Consider the following 21,692-nt stretch of genomic DNA (forward strand, 5'->3'; position numbering starts at 1 on the left):
TGGATATGTCCGCGACCTCGGCCGCGCCGTCGGCGCTGACCGCCGCCGTCGTGCCGCTCCAGTTCGGCGGCGACCTGCTCTGGCTCGCCCTCGTGTTCTTCGTGCTCGCGATCATCGCCGCCTTCGCGGGGTTCCGCGGCGTCGCGGGGCTCACGATGGAGATCGCCCGGATCCTGATCGTCGTGTTCCTCATCCTCGCCATCCTGACGTTCTTCCTCTAGACGGCGTCGGGCAGTTGCGACGGACGGGTGCCGAGCGAGGGTATTTGACCCCCGAGGTCCCGGGGAGCGTATGGAACGGGTCGCCGTCGACGACGTGGAGAACAGGGTCCAGCCCGCCGCGGTGTTGAAGCCGCTGACCGACGCGCTCGGCTGTACGGACCTCGCGCTGAACTACTACGAACTCGCCCCGGGCGACTCCTTCGCGTTCGCGTACCACAGCCACGACGCGCAGGAGGAAGTGTTCGTGGTGATCGAGGGCGAGGCGACGTTCGAGACGAGCGCGCGGCCGGGCGGCACGGAGGACGCCCCGGGCGAACCCGGGAGCGGCGACGTCCGCGAGGTTTCGGTCGGCCCGAACGAGGCGATCCACTTTGCTCCGGGCGAGTTCCAGCGCGGCTGGAACCGCGGCGACGAACGGGTTCGCGCGTTCGCACTCGGCGCGCCGCTCGTCTACGAAGGCGGCGAGACGCTGGTCGAGTGCCCCGAGTGCGGCGATCGCACCGAACACGACATCGTCGACGCCGACGACGAACCGGCGGCGAGGGCCGTCGTCTGTACCGAGTGTGGCACGGAGACGCAGCGCTGGCGGCGCGGTCCGGACGGCGAGAACGAGTGGGTATGAGCTATCGGTCCCGCTCGCGTTCTCGCCGGTCACGCCGTCGTTCCGCATCCGCCCGCGCGTCCTCGACCGACTCGGTGCGGAGCAGCGCGTCGAGCCGGCGCTCGAACTCCGCCTCGTCGATCTCGTCGCGGGCGTAGCGGCGCCTGAGCGTCTCCAGCGCGTCGGACTCGGGCTCGGTGTCCTCCTCCGTCCGGCCCCGGTTGCGCTCGTAGTACCTCGCGAACGCGACCGCTGCGGGGAGGACGCCGCCGAACCCGACCGGGAACGCGACCCAGAAGAAGGGGACCTCCAGCGCGAGCAGGCCGAACGCGACCAGCAGCGTGAGCGCGGTGACGACGCCGGCGACCGCCTCCTGGAGCGGGGAGTCCCCGTCGTCCGCGTCGTCGCGTCCCCCGTCCACGGCGAAGTTCGTCTCGCACCCGCGGCGGTCGTCCCGTCGGTCCGACCGATCCATGGCGGGAGGTAGGAAACGCCGGGGAAAGAAACGTTGTGGTCGGCTGACGTAGGTCGACCGCGGTCGAAACAGGGACGTAGGTTTATCAGTGTTTGCGTCGTAATATCTTGTATACATGGGTTCGATCAGCGCACGACTCCCCGACGACGAGCAGGCGGAACTCGAGGAGGTCGCCGATCTGCTCTCGTCGGACCGTAGTACCACGATCCGACGGGCGCTCAGGGAGGGACTCCGCGAGCTTCGGGTGGAACGGGCCGTCGAACGGTATCAGTCCGGCGACGTCTCGGTCAACGAGGCGGCGCGCATCGCCGGCGTCAGCCTCGGCGAGTGGCTGGAGATCGCCCGGGAGCGGAACCTGACGACGCAGTTGATCCCCTCGGACCTGGATCGTGACGCCGAGACGGCACTCGACATCTGATGGAGGTGTACGTCGACGCGACGACGGTCATCTCGCTCGGCAACGTCGGTCGACTCGATCTCCTCGATGCCTTCGACGGGAGGGTCCTGATCCCCGACGAGGTCGCCGCGGAGGTGACGACCGAGCCGGCACACAGCAACCTCTGGCAGTTTCTGGACGGGACAGTTCCCGACGACGACGGGGCGTGCGTCACGGATGCCGTCGAAACGTCGAGAGTCGAGGCACGAAGCCTGTTGAACGAGGACGAGGTGACCGGCGACGTGGTGCTCGTCGGCGCGGTGATTCGACTGCAACGGGCGGACGAGGACGTCGCGGTCGTCTCCGACGACCGCCGCGTCCGGCGCATCGCGGAGGGGCTCTGCGCTGACGTGACCGGAACTGTCGGCGTCCTCGTGCGGGCCGTCTCGGAGGACCGTCTCGACGGGACCGACGGCGTCCGACTCGTCGAACGACTGGACGAGCGCGGCCTCCACATGACCGCGGAACTCCGTGCGCGTGCGGAAGAACTCGTTCGGAACGCGGCGGATCGCAGCCCCTGACTACGGGCTCAGCCGCTGGCGGTCCCGCGGGAACGCGGTCGCAGCAAGCTGCTTCCTGCTCCCCCTCGCCGGCAGCGACTTCGCTTACGGGCTCAGTCGCTGCCGGTCTCGCGGGAACAGCACCGCCTCGCGGATGTTCTCCAGGCCGAGGATCGTCATGACGAGACGCTCGGCGCCCATCCCCCAGCCGGCGTGGGGCGGCATGCCGTACCGGAACATCTTCGTGTAGTACTCGAACGCCTCGGGATCGAGCCCCTGCTGCTCGAACCCCTCGATGAGGCGGTCGTGGCGGTGCTCGCGCTGGCCGCCCGAGACGAGCTCCATCCGCGGGTGCATCATGTCGAACCCGGTCGAGAGCTCCTCGTCGTCGTCGTGGTCCTTGATGTAGAACGGCTTGATCTCGGAGGGCCAGTCGGTGATGAAGTAGTGCTCGCCGACGTCCTGCCCGAGCGCGTGTTCGGCCTCCGTCGAGAGGTCGTCGCCCCAGACGAGGTGCTCGTCCAGCGCGCCGGTGGCGTTGATTCGCTCGATGGCCTGCTCGTAGGAGAGCCGCGGGAACTCGCCCGAGGGCACCGAAAACTCCTCGGCCGCGTCGAGCGCCTCCAGTTGAGCCTCGCAGTTCTCCGCGACCGCCTCGTAGGCGGCCTTCGTGACGGCCTCGGCGGCGTCCATCGCCTCGTGGTGGTCACAGAACGCGCCCTCGAAGTCGATGCTGTGGGCCTCGTTCAGGTGCCGGGGCGTGTTGTGCTCCTCGGCGCGGAAGATCGGCCCGATCTCGAAGACGCGCTCCAGGCCGGAGCCGGCCATGAGCTGCTTGAACAGCTGCGGGCTCTGGTTCATGAACGCCTCGCGGCCGAAGTACGTGATCGGGAACAGCTCCGTGCCGCCCTCGGTGCCGGTGGCGACGATCTTCGGCGTGTTGATCTCCGTACAGTCGAGCTCGCGGAACGTCTCGCGGGTCGCGCGGAGGATCTCGGCGCGGATCTCGAAGACGGCCTTCACCTCGTCCTTCCGGAGGTCGAGCGTGCGGTTGTCGAGCCGCGTCGGGAGTTCGGCGTCGACCTTGCCGGAGGGATCGAGCGGGAGTTCGGGGTCCGCGGGGGCGACGACCTCGACCGAGTCGGGGACGACCTCGACGCCGGTGGGGGCGCGGGGCTCCTCGGCGACCTCGCCGGTCACGGAGATGACCGACTCGCGGTGGACGCCGAGTCCGGTCTCGACGAGCTCATCGTCCATCTCGTCCTTCTCGAACTTCACCTGGATGCGGCCCGACGTGTCCCGGAGAATGAGGAACGCGATGCCCCCCAGGTCCCGGGTCTCGTGGACCCAGCCGGCGACGGTGACCTCGTCGCCCGGCTCGGCGTCGGCCGTGTAGGTTCTTCCCTGCATACGCGTTCGTTCCGCCTCACGGGGCTTAAAAACGGTCGATTCGAGGGCGTCGGGGGGTGCCCGCGCTCAAAACGCTTTGTTCGGTATCGTTCGTTAAGATCCTGATTCGAGAAAATACCGGCTAGTTTATGCGGATTCGGCAACTACGTTGCACCAACGGAAGTGACTCGTCATGAACCACGACACGATCATCATCGGCGGACGGGGCGTCGGGGAGACGCTCGCGGAGGAGCTATCGGACGGGGGCGGCGAGGTGGCGTTCCTCGGCGAGGATCACCGCGCGGTCGAGCGCGCCGAGGCGGCCGGCGCCGACGCGCGGGTCGTGGATCTGCGATCCGGGTCCGCGCTCGACCGCGAGGGGCTCGACGGCCCGGCCGTCGTCATCGCGGCCTCCCGGGAGGACCGCCGAAACCTCCTCGTCGCACAGCTCGTTCGCGTCCGGCGGGCCGACCGCGTCATCGCGCTCGTGAACGACCCGGAGAACGTGGACGCGTTCGACGACGCGGGCGTGGAGCCGGTCTGTGCCTCGACCGCCCTGGCGTCCGCACTCGACAGGAAGCGGCGCGGCGAGGAGGTGTTCGAGACGGAGGAGGACTCCGAGGACCACCGGCGGTCGACGAACGAGGACGAGCGGTTGCGCTCGCGCGGGGGAGGTGACGCGTAGTGCCGAAAGGACTCGAACGCGACCTGGGCCTGTTCTCGGTGCTCGCCATCAGCATCGGGGCGATGATCGGCAGCGGCATCTTCATCCTCCCGGCCGTGGCCGTCGAGTACGCCGGCCCGGCGGTCGTGCTCGCGTACGTGCTCGCCGGTCTCGTCGTGCTCCCCGCGGCGCTCTCGAAGGCGGAGATGGCCACCGCGATGCCCGAATCCGGCGGCACGTACCTGTTCATCGAGCGCGGGATGGGCCCGCTGCTCGGCACGGTCGCCGGCATCGGGACGTGGTTCGCGCTGTCGTTCAAGGGCGGGCTGGCGCTGGTGGGCGGGGTGCCGTACATCCTCTACCAGTTCAACGTCCCCCCGAGCATCACGACGCCGCTGGCGCTCACGCTCGCCACGATCCTCGTCCTCGTGAACCTGCTCGGCGCGAAGCAGACCGGCCGGGTGCAGGTCGCCATCGTCGCCATCATGCTCGTCGCGCTCGGCTGGTTCGCGGTCGGGGGGACTCCCGCGGTCGACATGGTGAACTACGGCGGGTTCTTCGACAGCGGCGCCGGCGGCATCCTCGCGGCGACCGGCCTCGTGTTCGTCTCGTACGCCGGCGTGACGAAGGTGGCGAGCGTCGCCGAGGAGATCGAGAACCCCGGGCGGAACATCCCCATCGGCATCCTCGGCTCGCTCGCGTTCACCACGGTGCTGTACGCGCTCATCGTGTTCGTCATGCTCGGCGTCACCGAGCGGTCCGCGATCGCCGACTCCACCGCGCCGATGGCGGTCGCCGCGGAGGCCGCGCTCGGCCCCGCGGGCGTGATCGCGGTCATCATCGCGGCGCTGCTCGCGCTCGTGAGCACGGCCAACGCGGGCGTGCTCTCCTCCTCGCGCTACCCGTTCGCGATGGCGCGGGACGACCTCGTCCCCCCGTCGCTCGGCGAGATCCACGAGCGGTTCAACACGCCGAGCACGTCCATCCTGCTCACCGGCGCGGTGCTGCTCCTGCTCATCGCGTTCGTGCCACTGGAGAGCATCGCCAAACTGGCGAGCGCGTTCCAGATCCTCGTGTTCGTCCTCATCAACGTCGCCGTGATCGCGTTCCGCCGCGGCACGATGGAGTACGAACCGTCGTTCGAGTCGCCGCTGTACCCGTGGATGCAGGGGTTCGGCGTGGTCGGCGGGATCGTCCTGCTCACGCAGATGGGGACCGTGCCGCTCGTCGGCGCAGTCGTCATCACGGGCGCCAGCGTCGGGTGGTACTTCCTGTACGCTCGCGGTCGCGTGGACCGCGAGGGCGCCGCCGTGGACGCCGTTCGGCGCGAACTCGGCAGGCAGGCGCTCGACCGGACCCGCGAGGCGGTCGCGCCCACGGGGAGCGGCTACGAGGCGCTCGTCGCGGTCCCGGAGGACATGGACCCGTCCCACGAACGCGCGCTCGTGGACGTGGCCGCGGATCTCGCGGCGCCCCAGCACGGCGGCGTGTCGGTCGTCCGGTTCGACGAGGTGGCAGACCAGGTGCCCCTGGCGGCCGCCGAGGAGCAGTCGACCGAGGACGTCGAGTTCGAGGAGCGCACGGACGACATCGCGGCCGAACTCGACGTTGACGTCCCGGTGCGGGTGAGCGAGGTCGTCAGCCACGACACCCGTCACGCGCTCGCCAACCACGTCGAGTCGGCCGACGTCGACGTGCTCGTCATGGAGCACGAACCCGGTGGGCTACGCGAGCGGCTGTTCAGTTCGGACGTGGACTGGGTGCTCGACCACACCGACTGCGACGCGGTGCTCGTCGACGACGGCGCGCCCGAGTCCGGCGGTCCGCGGGGCGGGATGGACGCCCCCGCCGGCGTCGGCCTCGGCGACGTGAACGTCGTCTCGGTGCTCACCGACGAGGGGCCGTACGACCCGGCCAAGGTCGCGGTCGCCGACGCGGTCGCGACGGCCCACGACGCCGAGGTCCGCTTCGAGTACAGCGTGGACGGCTTCGTCTCGGAGGAGCAGCGGCGGGTCATCGACGACTACCACGAGGAGATCGCGGGGCTGTGCTCGGCGCCCGTCCGGACCGGGTTCGTCCTCCCCGACGGCGGCGAGGTCGACTTCGAGTCCGAGGAGACGGACGTGCTCGTCACGGGCGTCGGCGCCGGTGAGATCATCGGGAGGGTGGACTGTCCCACGCTCGTCGTCCGGCCGCGCGAGGAGACGACGCCCGGGAGGTTCGCCCGCACGCTGGAGCGCTGGCTGCTGTAGCGGCGAACGCAAACGCTTTCCGGGCCGAGTTCACGTGAGTGGTCATGCCGAAGCGCGAGTTGGACGAGCTCGACGGGTACATCATCTACCGGCTGCAGGGGGATGCCCGGACCACGTCGGCCGCGGAGATCGCGGAGGACTTCGGGGTCTCCCCGAGCACGGTGCGGAACCGGATCAAGCGACTCGAGGAGGACGAGGTGATCCGCGGGAGCCACGTCGACATCGACTACGAGCTGGTCGGCTACCAGCTGTTCACGATCATCTTCTGTACCGCGCCCATCCCCCAGCGCGAGGAGCTTGCGCGTGAGGCGCTCGAGGTGCCGGGCGTCGTGTCCGTCCGCGAACTGATGACCGGCGAGGAGAACCTCCACGTCGTCGCGGTCGGGCGGAGCGGCGACGACCTCAGCCGAATCGGGCGCGACCTCTCGGGACTGGGCCTCGAAATCGTCGAGGAGGAACTCGTCCACAACGAGTACACCTGCCCGTTCCACTGGTTCGACCCGGACTGCGAGGACGAGACGGCGGGCGACGAGGAGTAGCCCGAACCGGGGCGAGTCGCTGATCGAGCCGGATCGGAACCCGCGGGAGAAATCGAAACCCGGGAAGGAACGCGAAATTCGAGAGGAACGCGAAGCCCGGGAGGAACGCGGGTCGCGAAACGGGACTCGCGAACGGGACCCGCGAGTTCGGCGCCTTCAGACGTCCGCCAGTTCGGCGTGGGCGTCCCGCACGCCCTCGACGGTCTCGCGGACCGCGTCGACGCCCTCGTCGTGGAGCAGGTCGCCGACGACGATGGTGTCGGCGTGTTTTCCCATCTCGTGTGCCGAGTCGTAGTCGTGGATGCCGCCGCCGTAAAACAGCGTCGCGTCGTCGAGTGCCGCCCGTGCCGCGCCGACCGTCTCCGTGTCGCCGAAGGTGCCCGAGTACTCGACGTAGACGATCTCCTGGCCGAACATCCGCTCGGCGACGCGGGCGTAGGCGGCCACGTCGTCGGCCGAGAGGTCGCAGTCGGCGTCGGTCAACTGGGCGACGGAGGCCTCGGGGTTCAGGACGATGTACGCCTCGGTGTGGGTGCGCTCCCAGTCGAGGCCGTTGTCGATGCGGACCCACTCCTTGTGCGCGCCGGTGATCCAGAACGGCCCGCCCGCGTTGAACACCGTCGGGACGAGGTAGCCGTCGAGCGCGTCGTCGTCGATGACGACGCCGGGGTTCGAGGGCTCCTGGTACAGCGGGACGTCGTACGCCTCGCAGGCGTCGACGACGCGCTGCATCTTGTCGGCGGTGATGTCGAGGGTGCCGCCGATCTCGATGGCGTCGGTGCCCGTCTCGCAGACGTCCGCGAAGGTGTCGCCGTCCCGCAGGTCCTTGTCCGGGTCCACCTTCAGGACGTGGTCCCAGTCCGTCCAGGGCGTGCTCATTCGTGGGTGTGAGTGTGCGAGGAGGGCTAAAAAGAGCGCGGATTGGGGTACTCAAAGTCGGTCGTGAAACCGCTCGGCCCGCTCGTACACCTCGTCGACGTGGTCCACGTCGGATCGGTGGATTCGGCCGGCGAACGATTCCCAACTGCAGTTGGAGGCGGAACAGTCGAAGTAGACCTTCCAGGATGAGGGTTCCTCCTTCACGCCGTATCTGAGGTCGGAGCCACATCGCGGACAGCGTCCGGAGTCGGTTCGCCGCATGATCATCGATGCGGCGTCTGGTCCCGTTATCCGTGAAGAACTCTCGCGTGGAATGCCACCTACATTTTTGTCGGCTCGACTGAACTGGACGGTAACATGGCATACGACGGGCCCAGGGTCTTTCTCGTACCGTCGAGCGGCGACGCTGCCCGCGACAACCTCGAACGGACCGTTCTGGAGGGGATCTCCTCTGAGGTGCTGGGAGAGTTTACCGACCGGGAGTTCCCCGATGGCCTCGTTCCTATCTGGGGAACTAAGGAGGGAAACAAGTCGACGTGGGACCAGATCGAGTCCGGTGATTATCTCCTCTACTACCGGACCGGCGTGTACGACTACGCCGCCCGCGTCCTCGGAACCGAGACGAACGAACCACTCGGCAAGGAACTCTGGCCGAACTACGAGGAGGGAGACCCGTGGCGCTACATCATTTATCTCGATCAGGTTACCGAGGTCGACGTCCCACGCGACGAGATCAACGACCTCGCCGGCTATTCGGACTCGTTTGCGCCCCGTGGCTTTCAGACGCTCAACGACATGGGCGTCGGCGGAATTCGAGGAAAGTACGGTTCCGTCGAGAAGTTGACTGGCGAATCGAGGGGCTACGTGGAGGCCGGTGACGTCGAAACGGCTGCTGACCTTCACGTGGACCTTCCTGAGAGCCTGCTCTCGGACCTCCACTTCCCCGGGGACCAGGGCGAGGAGATCGTCGAGCAACTCACCTCCGCGCTCAACGCCGGTAAACACGTCATCTTCACCGGCCCGCCGGGGACCGGCAAGACCGAAATCGCCCGGCTGACCTGCAAGTATCTCGAATCCGAACAGGACTCGCTGTTCACCGGCTACCAGATGACGACCGCGACTGCCGACTGGTCGACGTTCGAGACCGTCGGTGGATACATGCCGAACGAGTCGGGGAGCGGCGAACTGGAGTTCGAACCGGGACAGATCCTCCGGCGGTTCAAACGGAACGGCGTCCAGCAAAACGAGCCGCTGATCGTCGACGAGATCAACCGTGCCGACATCGACAAGTCGTTCGGGCAGTTGTTCACCCTGCTGTCCGGTCAGGCCGTCCAGCTTCCGTTCAAGCGCGACGGCGAGGAGATCGAGGTGCTTCGCGGGGAGGAGTTCGACGGCGAACTCGCCTCCCACCGGTACGTGAAGCCGGCCTCCTGGCGGCTGTTCGCGACGATGAACAGCTACGACAAGACCTCGCTGTACGAGCTTTCGTACGCGTTCATGCGACGGTTCGCGTTCATCCACGTCGACGCCCCGACGATACCCGGCGAGGACGAGCAGGAAGAGTTTGTCCGCGAGTACGCCGAGACGTGGGGAATCGACGCCGAACCCGAGACACTCCAGGGCGTCGGGGCGGTCTGGCGGGCCGCGAACACCGCCGTCGAGGACCGGAAGATCGGCCCTGCCATCATCAAGGACCTGCTCACGCACGTCCACGGCTCGAACGGCGACAGGCGCGAGGCGCTGACGCAGGCGGTCGCTAACTACGTCTACCCGCAACTCGAAGGTGTCCCCCGTCGGAAGCGAATCGTCGAGGAGATCGCCTCGACGGACGCGGTGAACGGGGTCGAACTCCGGAAACTGGCCCGGAGCGTCCTGAGCGTGACGCCGGATGAATAGGGACGACCTGCTCGAACGGCTCACGCAGGACGTCTTCGCCTACGTGATGCACGGCGGATACCCCGAGGACCGATTCGTTGGGGAGATCCGACCGGAGGGGCTGGACGAACGGTTCGACGACTTCGAGTCGCTGGTCAGGCTCCACTTCGTCCTCCGACCCGAGGTGGTCCAGTTCGTCGAGGAGTTGCCGAATCGGATTCGGAGCGTGAAGACACAGACCCGAAACGTCTCGTCGACGAACCGCGGCCGCGTCGACGGTCGCATCGACTGGTCGTCGACCATTCGAGAACGGTACTCCAGAGCGCCGAGCGACACCTCGCTGTTCGTCTGTGACAACAGAACCGAGAGCTACGACATCGACGAAAACGTCGTCCTGAAGCGACTCCTGTCGATCATCTACGACACGCTCCGCGACTGCGAGACGCACCTGAAGAACGAGTACGAGTGGGTGGCCGACAGGTGGAGCGAGAACCTCGAACTCGTTGACGTCCTGACCGAGACGTTCGAGCGGAACGTCCACGTCACGCGGATTCGAGACCCGAAGGAGTACGAACCTACCGAGCGGATGCTCCAGACGGCGGAGGAATCCCGGAACGAGATTTACCGTGAGGCCGCCGGGCTGCTCCGAGAGTACGAGGACGCCGCCTCGGGGGACCGTGATGCGATTCGAACTCTGCTCGACGAGACCGCGATTACACCGGACGACGACGAGACGCTCCTCGAACTGTTCGTCCTCTTCCGGTACATCCGAGCGATCGAGGACTTCAGGAGCGAGGAGTTCAGCATCCGGACGATCGAATCCGGTTCCCAGGAGGTGGCCAGAATGGAGGGCGACGACGCGGAGTTCGTGTTGTATCACGACCAGTCTGCTCAGGATCGCGACGTCACGTTCGTCACCGAGGAGAAGGACGCACCCGAGACCGATCTGGGCCGTGCGGAGATGGTGAAACGGAAAGCCCGCGAGGTCGAGGCTCACTACTTCCTCGACGACGAGACGAGCCCACGGACCAACAGGCCCGACGTCATCGTTCTGGAAGTGAGAACCGAGGACCAGTTGAAGTACCTCATCACCGAAGTCAAGAACGCAACTCGACAGGAGACGATCCGCCAGGGAATCGAGGAGACGCTGGAGTATCTCGCGTTCCTCCGGCAGGATGACGAGTTCGTCTTCGACCGCGACACCGAGTTCTTCGGGAACGGCTGGAACGGCCTGCTCGTGATTCAGGACCTCGAAGACGCCGAGACGAGGAGTCTCGACGAGCAGGAGTCGATCAGAATCCTGCAGGCGTCAGAGGTCGAATCCGGAATCAAGGACGTTCTGGAGAACGCTGTTTCGACCTGAAACCGGTGGGTCCGGAAGTTTATACGACAATACGCCCAAACGGAGGGTAATGACCGAAATCGTCAGGGACGACGCTCACAGCGACGGGGCACCCACCATCGATGGCACCGGCATCCGGGTCATCAACGTGGCGAGCGCCTACGTCCACAGCGGCTACTCCCCCGACGAGATCGTGGACTTCTACCCCTCGCTCTCGCTGGCAGACGTCCACTCGGCGCTGGCGTACTACTACGACCACGTCGACGAGTTCGACGTCGAGTCGGCGAGGAACGAACGCGACGGCGAGGGCGGCGCGGGCAACGAGGAAACGCCTGCGTGATCTACGCGGACGAGAACGTCTGGCTTCCGGTCGTCGAGGGACTCCGCCGTCGTGGATGGGACGTGACGACAGCGAGAGAGGAGGACACCATCGGAGACGAGGATGAAGCGCAACTTCGATACGCCGCGGCACGCGGCTGGGTGGTGCTCACGTTCGACGACGACTTCCTCGGTCTCGTCGAGACGGAGTTCGTCGACATCGACCATGCAGGGGTGATTTACGTTCCACAGTACGGAAACGGCGTCGGCGAACTCGTGCGCCGCGTCGATTCGACGCTCGAACGGAACGCCGACCGCGACCTAACGGACGAAGTGTTGTACGCGTAGCCGACCCAGTACGAGAACCTATACCCCAGGCCGACCCAACCCCACCCAACCGATGAAGGAGGAACTCGAGACGGGCGAGGTGTACGTCCGGGTCCGCTCGACCCGCGGGACCGACACCCGGGACCAGGACGAGGTGATCGTCGCGGCCACCTACGACAGCATGGACGAGGCCGAGGACGAGTCCGACCGGCTGAACGCGCTGCTCGCGGAGCGCATCGGGGCCGCGCGGGACGTCCAGCCCGACGACGAGGGCGGGCGAAAATCCGGCGCCGAACCGCGTGGTGACGCCGGGGCCGTTGACGCCACGCCGCCGGCCGAACGGGAGCCGACCATCGACGGGGACGGCGAGGTCTCGAAGGTGTACGTCGGGCAGGGCTCGGGCATCGGCGGCGCGAGCTGGGTGCCGCTGCCGCGCGAGGTCGTGTTCGAGGAGATCGCCCCGATGGTCCGGCGGAACCGCGTGGACGACGACTCGGCCCCGCACGTCAAGATGAACTTCTCCAGCGACGTGCCGATCAGCGGCTGGACGAACGTCGACCCCGACGTGGTCCGGGAGGTCATCATGCCGCTCATCGACCGGCATCGGACGGCCGACACGTAGCGGGCGCGGAGGAATCGGGGGGGACCGAGGGTCCCTAGTCCGCCTTCGCCTGCCAGTCCCGCACCGTGTCCGCGCCGACGCCCTCCACCTCGGCGGCCAGGTCGTCCGGCTCGCTGTCCTTCAGCGACTCCACGTCCTCCACGCCCGCCTCCTTCAGCTTCTCGGCGGTCTTCTCGCCGATGCCCTGGATCGCCTCGAGCTCGGAGCCGTTCTCCCGGGCCTGGTACTCGCGGTAGTTGCAGATGGGACAGCCGAGTTCCCACGGCTCGTCGCCCGAGTGGACCACCAGGTGCGGGAGGTCGTGCTCCTCGCACGTCTCGTCGGTGATCTCGATCTCGCCGCGGCGCGGCAGCGGGAGCGAGTAGTCGCAGTCGGGGTAGCGCGTACAGCCGACGAGCCGCGACCCCGACCGGAGGCGCTTGATGGCCAACTCGCCGCCCTCCGCCTCGCCACACTCCGGACAGACGCCGATGACCTCGTCCTCCTCCTCGTCGGCCTCGTCGGCCTTGCACTGCGGGCAGCCGTGGACGAACGTCTTCCGGCCGGCGAGCATCTTCACGTGGCTCAGCCCGTGCTCCTCACACTCCTCCTCCAGGATCAGGGGCTTGCCCGTCGAGGGCAGCGGGAGCGTGTACGTACAGTCCGGGTAGCCGTCACAGCCGACGAAGTACGAGCCGTGCCGGGACTTGCGCACCAGCAGGTCCTCGCCGCAGTCGGGACACGGGCCGAGTCGCTTGTCCGCCTTCAGCGACTTCTGGAGCATGTCGCCCACCTCGTCGCTCGACTCGGTCAGCCCGTCGAACACGGTCTCCAGGATCTCCCGCGACTCCCGTGTCACCTCCTCGTACCCCTTCTCGCCCGCGGCGATTGCCTGCATGTCCGCCTCCAGCTGGGCGGTCATCTCGTCGGAGACGATGCGGTCGGCGAACGTCTCGCTCGCCTCCACCACCGCCTCGGCGAGCTTCGTCGGGCGCGGCGGGTCGCTCTCGATGTACCCCCGGTCGTACAGCTTCTGGATGACGTCGTGCCGGGTCGCCTTCGTCCCGATGCCCATGTCCTCCATCGTCTCGATGAGCCGCGACTGGCCGTACCGGCGCGGGGGCTGGGTCTGCTTCGCCTCGAACCGGGTGTCGGTCACGCCGAGTTCCTCGCCCTCCGAGACGTCCGGCACGAAGCTCTCGTTCGTCGAGAAGTACGGGTAGACGGCGTGGTACCCCTCCTCCACCAGCCGCTTGCCGTTGGACTTCAGCGAGAGCGGGCCGTCGTTCGGTCCCGCTCCCCCATCCGCTGCAACCTCCGTCACGACGCGCAGGTGCTCCCACTCGGCGTCCTCCGCGACCGTGGCGAAGAAGCGACGCACGACGAGTTCGAACACCTCCCACTCGTCCTCGGAGATCTCGGAGGCAGACGGGAGTTCGCCCGTCGGGTGGATGGGCGGGTGGTCGGTCGTCTCCTCGTCGCCCTCGGTCGGGGTGAGCTCCTCCAGGTCGAGCAGCGCGTCGGCGTCCTCGCCGAACTGCCGCGTCCCGGAGAACGCCTCCAGCAACTCCCGCTCGTCGAGGTCCTCGGGGTAGACGGTGTTGTCCGTCCGCGGGTAGGTGATGAACCCGGCCGTGTAGAGGTCCTCGGCCATGCTCATCGCGCGCTGGGCCGAGTAACCGAGCGACGACGCGGCGCGGATGAACTGGGTCGTGTTGAACGGCGCGGGCGGCTCGTCGGTCCTGTTCCGCCGGCGCACCGAGTCGACCGTCGCGGACTCGGCCCCCTCCAGCACCTCGTAGACCGCCTCCGCGGTCGCCTCGTCCCAGACGCGCTCGGCCTCGGTGCCGTCCTCTGCCTCGTAGAAGTACTGCGCCTCGAACTCCGCGCCCACCTCGTCGTCGCCGTCACCGTCGCCACCCTGCCGCTTCAGCAGGTCGGCGAACAGCTCCCAGTAGTCCTCGGGGTCGAACGCCTGGATCTCGCGCTCGCGGTCGACGATGAGCTTCAGCGTCGGCCCCTGCACCCGACCCACGGAGATGAAGTCGTCGCCGAGCTGGCGGGCCGACAGCGAGAGGAACCGCGTCAGCGCCGCGCCCCACACGAGGTCGATGACCTGCCGGGCCTCGCCGGCGGCCGCCAGATCGAAGTCGATGTCGTCCGGGTTCTCGAACGCGTCCGTCACCTCCCGTTTCGTGATCGAGGAGAAGCGCACGCGGTCGACCGGCACGTCCTCGTTCGCCTCGCGCACGAGTTCGTACGCCTCCTTCCCGATGAGTTCGCCCTCGCGGTCGTAGTCGGTCGCCACGACGACCCGGTCGGCCTTTCGGGCGAGCAGGCGCAGCGCCCGGACGATGTTCTCCTGGGTCTCGCGCTTCTGGACGGGCGCGTCGATGAGTTCGACGGGCTCGACGTCCCGCCAGTCGTCGTACTCGGGCGGGAAGTCCACCCCGACGACGTGGCCCGAGAGCCCGATACACCGGGTCCCGCCCCACCGGTAGACGTTGACACCGGCCCGGCGCTCGGTGTCGAAAGGCTCGCCCGAGAGGATCTCGGCGATCCGCCTCGCGGCGTTGTCCTTCTCGGTGATGATGAGTTCCATTGCCGAGGGATAGGCTCATTCGCCTTCTAAAGGTTTCGCGGTCGTTCGTGCGACGTGTTGTCGTGGTTTGGGTTGGTAGTGCTGTGGTTATTCGGGCGGTCGGTTTCGTGGCTGAACTGCTGAGAACGGCTCGAAAGCCCCCGCTGCTCTCGGCTCCCGCGGACCACGCTGCGCTCCTCAGTCGCTCGCTTCGCTCTCTCCCTGTGGTGCTTGCGGGTCCGGAGTTCCCCGAGAGCAGCGGCCCCTTTCAGTCCCGCCCGATGGTTGGTCGGGCCGAGCGCAACGGGCGGACACCCGCTCGTTCCGCCGTGGGGTGTCGGGGGTCGTCGCCGCCGGCCGTCGGGGGCGTCGTCAGTCGACGGTCGGGCGTCGTCAGTCGAGGTCGGGGACGCCGTCGGCGACCTTGTGGAAGTGCCAGCGGTCGTACAGCAGGTCCACGTCGTCGCCGTCGTCGACGCGGAACTCGACGGGCTCCCGGTTCCCGGCGTCGTCGAGCGCGTGGAACTCGTACTGGTTGCCGTCCTCGTCCGGAATCAGCGCGGTGCCGGTCCCGCCGAGCGCGCCGCCGAGGTCGAGCCGGAGCGTGCCGCCGTCGCGGGCGACGACGGCGCGCTTGATCCCCCTGTAGGAGGCGTACTCGCCCGAGAGCCGGTCGAAGCGGGCGCGACGCTCGAAGAACGGGACGGCCTCCTCGGGGTCCTCGCCCAGCACGGCGGCGAAGACGCCCATCCCGAGATGTGCGAGCGGGTACTCCGGCGAGGCGTTCGCGGCGACGGCGATGCCGATCCCCTCCGCCGGCGAGAAGCCGACGTAGGCGCTGGAGACGGCGATCGAGCCGGAGTGTCCCACGAGGTCCCGACCGCACGCCTCCCGGGTCCGCCAGCCGAAGCCGTACGGCCCCGACGGCGTGTCGACCCGGCCCTCGTGGAGCGCGTCGACGCTCGACTCCGAGAGGAGTCGGTCGCCGTCGACTACGCCGCCGTTCAGGTGGAGGCGGAGGTAGTCCGCGAGTTCGCGGACGGAGGTGAGGATGCCCCCGGCGGCCCGCGAGCGCTCGCGGACGGGGAGCGAGGCGGCCACGAGGTCGCCCTCCTCGTGGAGGTACTGGGTCATGTGGTCGTCGTCCATCGCGAACTCGGTGTCGTCGAACGTCGCGCGCTCCATCCCCAGCGGGTCGAACACGTGCGAGGTGACGTACTCGTCGAACGGCTTGCCCGTACACGCCTCGATTACCTCGCCGAGCAGGGTGTAGCCGCTGTTGCAGTAGGCGAACCGCTCGCCCGGGGCTGCGGCGCGTTCGTCGGCCGCGCCCGCGAGATGCGCGTGGAAGTCGGCCTCGTCCGAGAGCGCGAGCGTGTCGGTGCCGCGGCGCAGGCGCCGGGCGATGAGCGCCTCGCTGACGCCGAGCGACGGGTAGCCCGACGAGTGGGTGAGCAGGTGCCGGAGTCGGACGGGTTCGGCAGAATCGTCGGGGAGGTCGACGTCGAGGTGCTCGCTCACGGGGTCCTCGACGGAGAGCATCCCGGACTCCTGCAACTGCACGACCGCGAGTGCGGTGACCGACTTGGTGACCGAGCCGATCCCGTACAGCGTATCAGGCGTCGCCGGGCGGTTGCCCGCGAGGTCCCGGGAGCCGAAGCCGTCGGCGAAGGTGATCGAATCGTCCTCGAGGACGGCGACGCTGACGCCCGGCAACCGATCGCGGCGCATCGTCCGTCGCACGAGGTCCCCCACGGCCCGCTCAGCGGTCGTGTGCATGGGTGGTGGTCGGGGCGGGACGGCTTCAATTCACGGCTCTCGGTGTGGTGGGTTCGGTCCTGGGTGTTAGAATCAATACTGTCTCGGATGTCGTGACGACCACCTCGAAAGCCCCCGGCTGGCTTCGCTCCCACGGACCGCGCTGCGCTCCTCGTCACTCAGCCTCCGGCCTCGTTCCTGCGGTGCTTACGGGTCCGGGGTTCGCGTAGCCAGCCGGCCCCTTTCAGTCCCACCCCGCACCCGCACCGCACAGCCACACGCCTCCCCAGCCGATTCACTCGCTGGCGCTCGCTCATCCCTCGCGCGACGGCGGCGGACACGGAGGTCCACCAGCCGCGCGCCACCGGACTGGACCAACCACGTGGCGCGCGGCGGCCGCGCCCTGTGCGCGGCCGAATCGCGCGAGGGACGAGCACCGCAGCCGAATGAGCGCAGCGAGTTCGGTGAGGAGCGCAGCGAGGGTCACGCGAACGAAGTGAGGGTGACCTCGGAAGTCGCAGCCGACGAGCGCAGCGAGTTCGGTGAGGAGCGCAGCGAGGGTCACGCGAACGAAGTGAGGGTGACCTCGGAAGTCGCAGCCGACGAGCGCAGCGAGGAGGACCGTCTTCCGTAGCCCCCGACCCGAGAGAGCCGGGAGCTTTCGAGGTGTTCGGTACCACCCGATCAATCCACGTAGCAGTTCAACCAGCACCAAGAACCTCAAAGAAGACCCGTTCCGGTACCGGGAGCGTTTTCACCACGTCCACCCCCACCCACCACCATGCCCGAGACCGACTCCGATCTCACCACGATGACCTGGGAGGACGCGGGCGAGTCGCTCCTCACCGCCGACTGCGCCGTCCTCCCGACCGGCAGCGTCGAACAGCACTCGGTCCACCTCCCCGTCTCGACCGACACCCTGCGTGCGGACCACCTCACGGCCGAACTCGTCGAGGCCGCCGACGAGCACGGCCTGGAGTTCGTCCGCCTCCCGACGCTTCCGTACGGCTACTCCGAGCACCACATGCGCTTTCCCGGAACGGTGACGCTCTCGCAGGACACGTACAAGTCGGTCCTCGTGGACGTGGGAACCTCGCTCGCCGAACACGGCGCCGAGCGCCTGCTCTTTCTCAACACCCACGGCGGCAACGAGGAGGCGCTCGCGCTCGCAGCCGACCGGCTCAACCGCGACACCGACCTGACGGCCCACTTCGTCCACTGGACCGACTTCGCCCGCGACGAACTGGAGGAGCACTTCGGCGAGGGCTGGGGTCACGCCGGCGACCACGAGACGTCGTTCGTGGAACTGTACCGGCCGGACCTCGTGAAGGAGGGGAGAAAGGAGCCACAGACCACGAAGGAGATGCCCGAGACGCGCTCGTACGACTACTTCGACGACGTGACCGAGCAGGGCGGGCTGGGCGACCCGATGAACTCCGACCCCGAGTTCATGGAGACGGTCGTCGAACACGCGACCGACCGCATTCTGGAGTCGTTGAAGCGCGACGTCGAGTCCGGCTGGTGATCGGGAGCAGGCGGTGCGAACCGGAGCAGTTCCGCATGAAAGGAGAGCGGTCCCGAACGGGGAGCGTCGCTCAGACGGCCGGCCTGTTCCGTGACTCCCCGTCCGCGCCGCCGAGTTCGTCCGCCCCGTCGTCGCCGACGCGGCGCGCCCGCAGGACGAGCAGCACCGCGCCCGCACCGACGACCGTGAGCGCCAGCCGAACGAGCCCCCCGCCGGGGACGAACCGGGTCAGCGCGACGACGAGCAGGCCGACGCCGAGCGCGAGCAGGCGAGCGTACTCGACGCGGTCGCGGTCGAGCGCCCGGGTCCCGAGGACGTACGCGCCCAGCACGAGCCCGACCCACAGCAGCAGGCCGTAAGCCACCCCGCCGAGCACCGCGAGCGGAATGCCGACCAGCGTGACGGCGAGCAGCACGAGCAACACCGGGACGAGCAGCAGCGCCGCCAGCCCGACCGCTCCGCTGTGGACCGTGTCGCCGAGCCCCGACTCGCCGACCTCCGAGACGAACCGCGGGGCGAGGACGAGCAGCATCGCCCCGAGCCATAGGTGAACGAGCGTCGTGGAGAGCACGCTCAGCCACGACGGGACGGCGACGGGGACGAGGTCGAACTCGCCGACGCTCGCGCCGAGGTCGCGCTGGTCGACCGACCCGGCGACGCCGTCGCCCTCGAGGCGAAGTCGGGCGAGTCGTACGCCACGTCGCCGCCGACTGTGGCGGTGGGGCCGATGCGGACGCGGTCCGCGCCGACGGCCACGTCGCCCGCGACCGCGCCGTCGATGAGCGCCTCCCCGGCGCCGACGGTCAGGTCGCCGCCGACGGCGCCCGACTCGCGCAGCGCGAACGCTCCGGTCCCGAGTTCGACGACCCCGTCCACGCGGCCCTCGATGGTCACCGCGCCGGCCGCGCCGGCGAGGTCGCCGGTGACGACGCCGGTGGGCGAGACGAGCACCGTGCCGCCGACGGCGTTCAGGTCCCCGTCGACCGTCCCGTGGACGACCACCGTGCCGCCGACCGCGTCGAGGCCGCGGACCGTCTCGCCCTCCCCGACGACGACGGTGCCGCCGACGCTCGACTCCTGTGCTGCCGCCGGCCCGCTCGCAACCAGAAGGAGCACGAGAAGCGCCGTGAGTAGCCGCACCGCCGTGGGTTTCAGATCGGAGGCTAGATCGCGTCCGGTCGGCATAAGCTAGCGTTGACGCGGGATAGCACGTCGCTCGTGGCGTCGTCGGAGCGACCGCCCCGGGACGACGACGAACCGACCTCGCTCGTGATGGCGCCACCCGACCCCCGGCTCAGACGTGCTCGTCGAGGAACTCGGCGATCGCCTCGAACTCCGTGATGAGGTTCTCGCGGCTCGTCGTGTGGTGGCCCTCGTCCTCGAAGATCAGTTTCTCGACCGGCACTCCCTGCTCGCGGGCCGCCTCGGCGACCTGCTCGGCCTCGCCGACCGGCACCCGCGGATCGTTCGCGCCGTGCTGGACGAACAGCGGGCACCGGATCTCGTCGACGTGCGTGAGCGGCGAGATGGACTTCAGGAACTCGTAGTCGTCCGCGAGGCTGCCGTACTCGGCCTCACGGTGGCTCCGCCGCCACTCGCCGGTGTTCTCGAGGAACGTCGTGAAGTCCGCGATGCCCACGAAGTCGACCGCGGCGGCCCACAGGTCGGGGTACTCCGTGATCGCCGCGAGCACCATGAACCCGCCGTACGAGCGCCCGTAGGCGACGACGCGGTCGGAATCGACCGCCCGCTGCTCCCCGAGCCACTCCACCGCGGCGGCGACGTCCGCGACCGAGTCCATCCGCCGTTCCACGTCGTCGAGGTGGGCGTACGCCGTCCCGTAGCCCGAGGAGCCGCGGACGTTCGGCTCCAGCACCGCGTAGCCGCGGTTCAGGAAGTACTGCTTCGTCGGATAGAACCACGGCCGGCGCTGGTGTTCGGGCCCGCCGTGGACGTCGACGATGACCGGGACGGGCTCCTCGGGCGTCGCGCCGTCTGGCATCGCCACCTCGCCGGCGTCCGGCGGTGCCGGCTCGGGCATCGTCCAGTACGCCGGGATCTCGCGCCCGTCGAACGTCTCGTAGTGGATCGTCTCGGGTTCCCGGAACGACGCCTCCGGCACGCCGTTCGTCCCGGCCGGCGTCCAGTCGGCCGAGTCGCGCTCGCCCCAGTCGGTCACCCGGACGCCGTACGGCTCCGTCGGGGCCGTGTGGGTGAACGCCACCCGCTCGGCGTCGGGGCCGAACGCGAACTCGGACGCGATGCCGTCCACGTCGGGCGCGTCGGCGGGGGTAAACTCGGTGCCCTCGAGGGTGCCCGCGCGGACCGCCGAGTAGCCGTCCTCGTTGCGCGCGAAGACGGCCCGGCCGGCGTCGCGGTCGTACGCCAGCGCGTCCACGTCCCAGGCGTCGGTTCCGGGTTCTCCGCTCTGATTCCCGTCGCCTCCTGCGACTTTCTCGAGTTCGCCAGTGGCGAGATCGAACCGTCCCACGTAGGCCGTGTCCGTACCGTGGTCGGTGACGCAGTAGAGCCCGCCCGCGCCGTCGAACTGGAGGTGCGAGTAGGTCGCCCCGGCGTCGTCCGAGAGCGTCCGGGGCGTGCCGGAGTCGAGATCCAGCAGCGACAGATCCACGTCGTAGCTGGAGTGGGGGTTCAGGAGGGCGAGTCGCTCGCCGCGCGGGCCGAACGCGGCGACGGTGAGCCAGCCGCCGGGGCCCTCGTGGAGCTTCCGCGGACTACCGTGTGCGTCGCCGTCGCCGGGCCGCCCGACCCGCTGCACGTACACGTCGAACCGGCCGTCGGCCTCCCGGTTCGCGGTGTAGGCGACCCGCTCGCCGTCGGGCCCCCACGCACCCCAGGCGTGCTTGGCCGTCGGCTCGTCGGTCAGCGCCGTCTCGACGCCGGTTTCGAGGTCGTAGTGGGAGAGCTGGTCCCGCTCGTCGCTGCCGGCGTCCATGCCGAAGACGAACGCCTCGTCGGTCGGCGAGGCCGCGAGCGTCGAGACGCGCTCCTCGTGGGGTGTGAGCCGCCGGGGCCACGCGCCCGGCTCGTCGGTCGTCCAGACCTGTGGCGTCCCTGAGGTGTCGGCGAGAAACAGCAACCGGCCGCCCGGCGTGAACGCCGGCGAATTCACCTGCTCGACCGCGAGGTACCGCGCCACGCCGTAGCCGGTCGTCCCCGCGTCGGTATCGGGGTCGGAGTCAGTCATGCCCGAACCGGGAGTCCGGCCCGGCTAAAGGGTTCGGCTGCCGGCGAGCCGCGAGCGCGCTGAGAAGCGTGAAAACCGCCTGACGACGGCCCGAATCGGAGCTGGTTCCTCCCATCCGGACGTCCCGAAACGGCGGACGCCGTCTCGGGCCCGAGGGTGCGGGCCAACCCGAAGCCTCGGCATACGTCGGGTATGCCGATG

General features: G+C 68.7%; 22 protein-coding genes. 14 read left to right on the plus strand and 8 right to left on the minus strand.

Going from position 1 to position 21,692, the window contains the following annotated elements:
- Positions 1–5 precede the first annotated feature (5 nt).
- A complete protein-coding gene (locus tag RJT50_RS14310) occupies positions 6–221 on the plus strand; it encodes a DUF1328 domain-containing protein (RefSeq protein WP_313692201.1) in 216 nt (71 codons plus the stop codon).
- A 70-nt stretch (positions 222–291) separates the two neighbouring features.
- Positions 292–843: a cupin domain-containing protein gene (locus tag RJT50_RS14315; protein WP_313692202.1), complete on the plus strand. Its 552-nt coding sequence runs from the start codon at positions 292–294 to the stop codon at positions 841–843.
- 1 nt (position 844) lies between these two features.
- Here the strand turns inward: RJT50_RS14315 and RJT50_RS14320 are convergent, their stop codons facing one another.
- Positions 845–1,297, minus strand: a complete 453-nt coding sequence (locus tag RJT50_RS14320) for an SHOCT domain-containing protein (RefSeq protein WP_313692204.1) — start codon at positions 1,295–1,297, stop codon at positions 845–847.
- A gap of 115 nt (positions 1,298–1,412) precedes the next feature.
- Between RJT50_RS14320 and RJT50_RS14325 the strand changes: the two genes are divergently transcribed.
- Both RJT50_RS14325 and RJT50_RS14330 read left to right on the plus strand, forming a co-directional pair.
- Entirely contained in the window at positions 1,413–1,715 is a 303-nt protein-coding gene (locus RJT50_RS14325) for a UPF0175 family protein (RefSeq protein ID WP_313692206.1), read from the plus strand.
- Complete coding sequence (locus tag RJT50_RS14330) at positions 1,715–2,254, plus strand: PIN domain-containing protein (protein WP_313692207.1); 540 nt, start codon at positions 1,715–1,717, stop codon at positions 2,252–2,254. Before RJT50_RS14325 ends, RJT50_RS14330 begins: the two co-directional genes overlap by 1 nt.
- An 84-nt stretch (positions 2,255–2,338) precedes the next feature.
- Here RJT50_RS14330 and aspS read toward each other — a convergent pair whose 3' ends face one another.
- Positions 2,339–3,643 (minus strand): aspartate--tRNA(Asn) ligase, encoded by a 1,305-nt coding sequence (gene aspS / locus RJT50_RS14335; protein ID WP_313692208.1) that lies wholly within the window; start codon positions 3,641–3,643, stop codon positions 2,339–2,341.
- Positions 3,644–3,815: 172 nt separating this feature from the next.
- Here aspS and RJT50_RS14340 point away from each other — a divergent pair, with 172 nt between their 5' ends.
- Genes RJT50_RS14340 through RJT50_RS14350 form a run of 3 tightly spaced genes read left to right on the plus strand, consistent with a single transcriptional unit; the run spans position 3,816 to position 7,077 of the window.
- Entirely contained in the window at positions 3,816–4,307 is a 492-nt protein-coding gene (locus tag RJT50_RS14340) for an NAD-binding protein (protein ID WP_313692209.1), read from the plus strand.
- Entirely contained in the window at positions 4,307–6,538 is a 2,232-nt protein-coding gene (locus tag RJT50_RS14345) for an amino acid permease (protein ID WP_313692210.1), read from the plus strand. The genes RJT50_RS14340 and RJT50_RS14345 overlap by 1 nt, the downstream gene beginning before the upstream one ends.
- A 44-nt stretch (positions 6,539–6,582) precedes the next feature.
- Positions 6,583–7,077, plus strand: coding sequence for an Lrp/AsnC family transcriptional regulator (locus tag RJT50_RS14350; protein WP_313692211.1), 495 nt, complete (start codon positions 6,583–6,585; stop codon positions 7,075–7,077).
- A gap of 156 nt (positions 7,078–7,233) precedes the next feature.
- Here the strand turns inward: RJT50_RS14350 and RJT50_RS14355 are convergent, their stop codons facing one another.
- Complete coding sequence (locus RJT50_RS14355; RefSeq protein ID WP_313692212.1) at positions 7,234–7,956, minus strand: phosphoglycerol geranylgeranyltransferase; 723 nt, start codon at positions 7,954–7,956, stop codon at positions 7,234–7,236.
- A 357-nt stretch (positions 7,957–8,313) separates the two neighbouring features.
- Here RJT50_RS14355 and RJT50_RS14360 point away from each other — a divergent pair, with 357 nt between their 5' ends.
- From RJT50_RS14360 to RJT50_RS14380, 5 genes are read left to right on the plus strand one after another with little or no spacing between them, the layout of a single operon-like run.
- The gene (locus RJT50_RS14360) at positions 8,314–9,852 is read left to right on the plus strand and encodes an AAA family ATPase (RefSeq protein WP_313692213.1); all 1,539 of its coding nucleotides are present in this window, start codon (positions 8,314–8,316) and stop codon (positions 9,850–9,852) included.
- The gene (locus RJT50_RS14365; protein WP_313692214.1) at positions 9,845–11,194 is read left to right on the plus strand and encodes a hypothetical protein; all 1,350 of its coding nucleotides are present in this window, start codon (positions 9,845–9,847) and stop codon (positions 11,192–11,194) included. Before RJT50_RS14360 ends, RJT50_RS14365 begins: the two co-directional genes overlap by 8 nt.
- Positions 11,195–11,243: 49 nt before the next feature.
- Positions 11,244–11,513, plus strand: coding sequence for a DUF433 domain-containing protein (locus RJT50_RS14370; RefSeq protein WP_313692215.1), 270 nt, complete (start codon positions 11,244–11,246; stop codon positions 11,511–11,513).
- Positions 11,510–11,839: a DUF5615 family PIN-like protein gene (locus RJT50_RS14375; RefSeq protein ID WP_313692216.1), complete on the plus strand. Its 330-nt coding sequence runs from the start codon at positions 11,510–11,512 to the stop codon at positions 11,837–11,839. Before RJT50_RS14370 ends, RJT50_RS14375 begins: the two co-directional genes overlap by 4 nt.
- Before the next feature lie 52 nt (positions 11,840–11,891).
- On the plus strand, positions 11,892–12,440 hold the full coding sequence (locus RJT50_RS14380; protein WP_313692217.1) for a DUF7389 domain-containing protein: 549 nt from the start codon (positions 11,892–11,894) through the stop codon (positions 12,438–12,440).
- Between the two features lie 34 nt (positions 12,441–12,474).
- On the opposite strand, the gene RJT50_RS14385 is transcribed toward RJT50_RS14380, so the two are convergent.
- Together RJT50_RS14385 and RJT50_RS14390 are read right to left on the minus strand one after the other, a co-directional pair.
- Entirely contained in the window at positions 12,475–15,021 is a 2,547-nt protein-coding gene (locus RJT50_RS14385; protein ID WP_313692218.1) for a DNA topoisomerase I, read from the minus strand.
- A 372-nt stretch (positions 15,022–15,393) separates the two neighbouring features.
- Positions 15,394–16,779 carry a serine hydrolase domain-containing protein gene (locus RJT50_RS14390; protein ID WP_313692219.1) on the minus strand — a complete coding sequence of 462 codons (1,386 nt, stop codon included), beginning with the start codon at positions 16,777–16,779 and terminating at the stop codon, positions 15,394–15,396.
- A gap of 361 nt (positions 16,780–17,140) precedes the next feature.
- Between RJT50_RS14390 and RJT50_RS14395 the strand changes: the two genes are divergently transcribed.
- Together RJT50_RS14395 and RJT50_RS14400 are read left to right on the plus strand one after the other, a co-directional pair.
- A complete protein-coding gene (locus RJT50_RS14395; protein WP_313692220.1) occupies positions 17,141–17,392 on the plus strand; it encodes a hypothetical protein in 252 nt (83 codons plus the stop codon).
- Positions 17,393–17,539: 147 nt separating this feature from the next.
- The gene (locus tag RJT50_RS14400; RefSeq protein ID WP_313692221.1) at positions 17,540–18,283 is read left to right on the plus strand and encodes a creatininase family protein; all 744 of its coding nucleotides are present in this window, start codon (positions 17,540–17,542) and stop codon (positions 18,281–18,283) included.
- A 70-nt stretch (positions 18,284–18,353) separates the two neighbouring features.
- Here RJT50_RS14400 and RJT50_RS14405 read toward each other — a convergent pair whose 3' ends face one another.
- From RJT50_RS14405 to RJT50_RS14415, 3 genes are all read right to left on the minus strand, one after another.
- Positions 18,354–18,854 carry a DUF8173 domain-containing protein gene (locus RJT50_RS14405; RefSeq protein WP_313692222.1) on the minus strand — a complete coding sequence of 167 codons (501 nt, stop codon included), beginning with the start codon at positions 18,852–18,854 and terminating at the stop codon, positions 18,354–18,356.
- 2 nt (positions 18,855–18,856) lie between these two features.
- Entirely contained in the window at positions 18,857–19,423 is a 567-nt protein-coding gene (locus RJT50_RS14410) for a polymer-forming cytoskeletal protein (RefSeq protein ID WP_313692223.1), read from the minus strand.
- A gap of 154 nt (positions 19,424–19,577) precedes the next feature.
- Entirely contained in the window at positions 19,578–21,491 is a 1,914-nt protein-coding gene (locus tag RJT50_RS14415; protein ID WP_313692224.1) for a S9 family peptidase, read from the minus strand.
- Between the last annotated feature and the right edge of the window lie 201 nt (positions 21,492–21,692).

Origin of the sequence: Halobaculum sp. XH14 (assembly GCF_032116555.1) — an archaeon.
In the GTDB taxonomy this organism is placed as follows: Archaea; Halobacteriota; Halobacteria; order Halobacteriales; family Haloferacaceae; genus Halorarum; species Halorarum halobium.

Coding starts and splice junctions, on each gene's coding strand:
- RJT50_RS14310 (WP_313692201.1), top strand. CDS start 6: ATGTCCGCGACCTCGGCCGCGCCGTCGGCGCTGACCGCCGCCGTCGTG.
- RJT50_RS14340 (WP_313692209.1), top strand. CDS start 3,816: ATGAACCACGACACGATCATCATCGGCGGACGGGGCGTCGGGGAGACG.
- RJT50_RS14325 (WP_313692206.1), top strand. CDS start 1,413: ATGGGTTCGATCAGCGCACGACTCCCCGACGACGAGCAGGCGGAACTC.
- aspS (WP_313692208.1), bottom strand. CDS start 3,643: ATGCAGGGAAGAACCTACACGGCCGACGCCGAGCCGGGCGACGAGGTC.
- RJT50_RS14390 (WP_313692219.1), bottom strand. CDS start 16,779: ATGCACACGACCGCTGAGCGGGCCGTGGGGGACCTCGTGCGACGGACG.
- RJT50_RS14315 (WP_313692202.1), top strand. CDS start 292: ATGGAACGGGTCGCCGTCGACGACGTGGAGAACAGGGTCCAGCCCGCC.
- RJT50_RS14385 (WP_313692218.1), bottom strand. CDS start 15,021: ATGGAACTCATCATCACCGAGAAGGACAACGCCGCGAGGCGGATCGCC.
- RJT50_RS14355 (WP_313692212.1), bottom strand. CDS start 7,956: ATGAGCACGCCCTGGACGGACTGGGACCACGTCCTGAAGGTGGACCCG.
- RJT50_RS14330 (WP_313692207.1), top strand. CDS start 1,715: ATGGAGGTGTACGTCGACGCGACGACGGTCATCTCGCTCGGCAACGTC.
- RJT50_RS14380 (WP_313692217.1), top strand. CDS start 11,892: ATGAAGGAGGAACTCGAGACGGGCGAGGTGTACGTCCGGGTCCGCTCG.
- RJT50_RS14415 (WP_313692224.1), bottom strand. CDS start 21,491: ATGACTGACTCCGACCCCGATACCGACGCGGGGACGACCGGCTACGGC.
- RJT50_RS14365 (WP_313692214.1), top strand. CDS start 9,845: ATGAATAGGGACGACCTGCTCGAACGGCTCACGCAGGACGTCTTCGCC.
- RJT50_RS14350 (WP_313692211.1), top strand. CDS start 6,583: ATGCCGAAGCGCGAGTTGGACGAGCTCGACGGGTACATCATCTACCGG.
- RJT50_RS14320 (WP_313692204.1), bottom strand. CDS start 1,297: ATGGATCGGTCGGACCGACGGGACGACCGCCGCGGGTGCGAGACGAAC.
- RJT50_RS14360 (WP_313692213.1), top strand. CDS start 8,314: ATGGCATACGACGGGCCCAGGGTCTTTCTCGTACCGTCGAGCGGCGAC.
- RJT50_RS14370 (WP_313692215.1), top strand. CDS start 11,244: ATGACCGAAATCGTCAGGGACGACGCTCACAGCGACGGGGCACCCACC.
- RJT50_RS14400 (WP_313692221.1), top strand. CDS start 17,540: ATGCCCGAGACCGACTCCGATCTCACCACGATGACCTGGGAGGACGCG.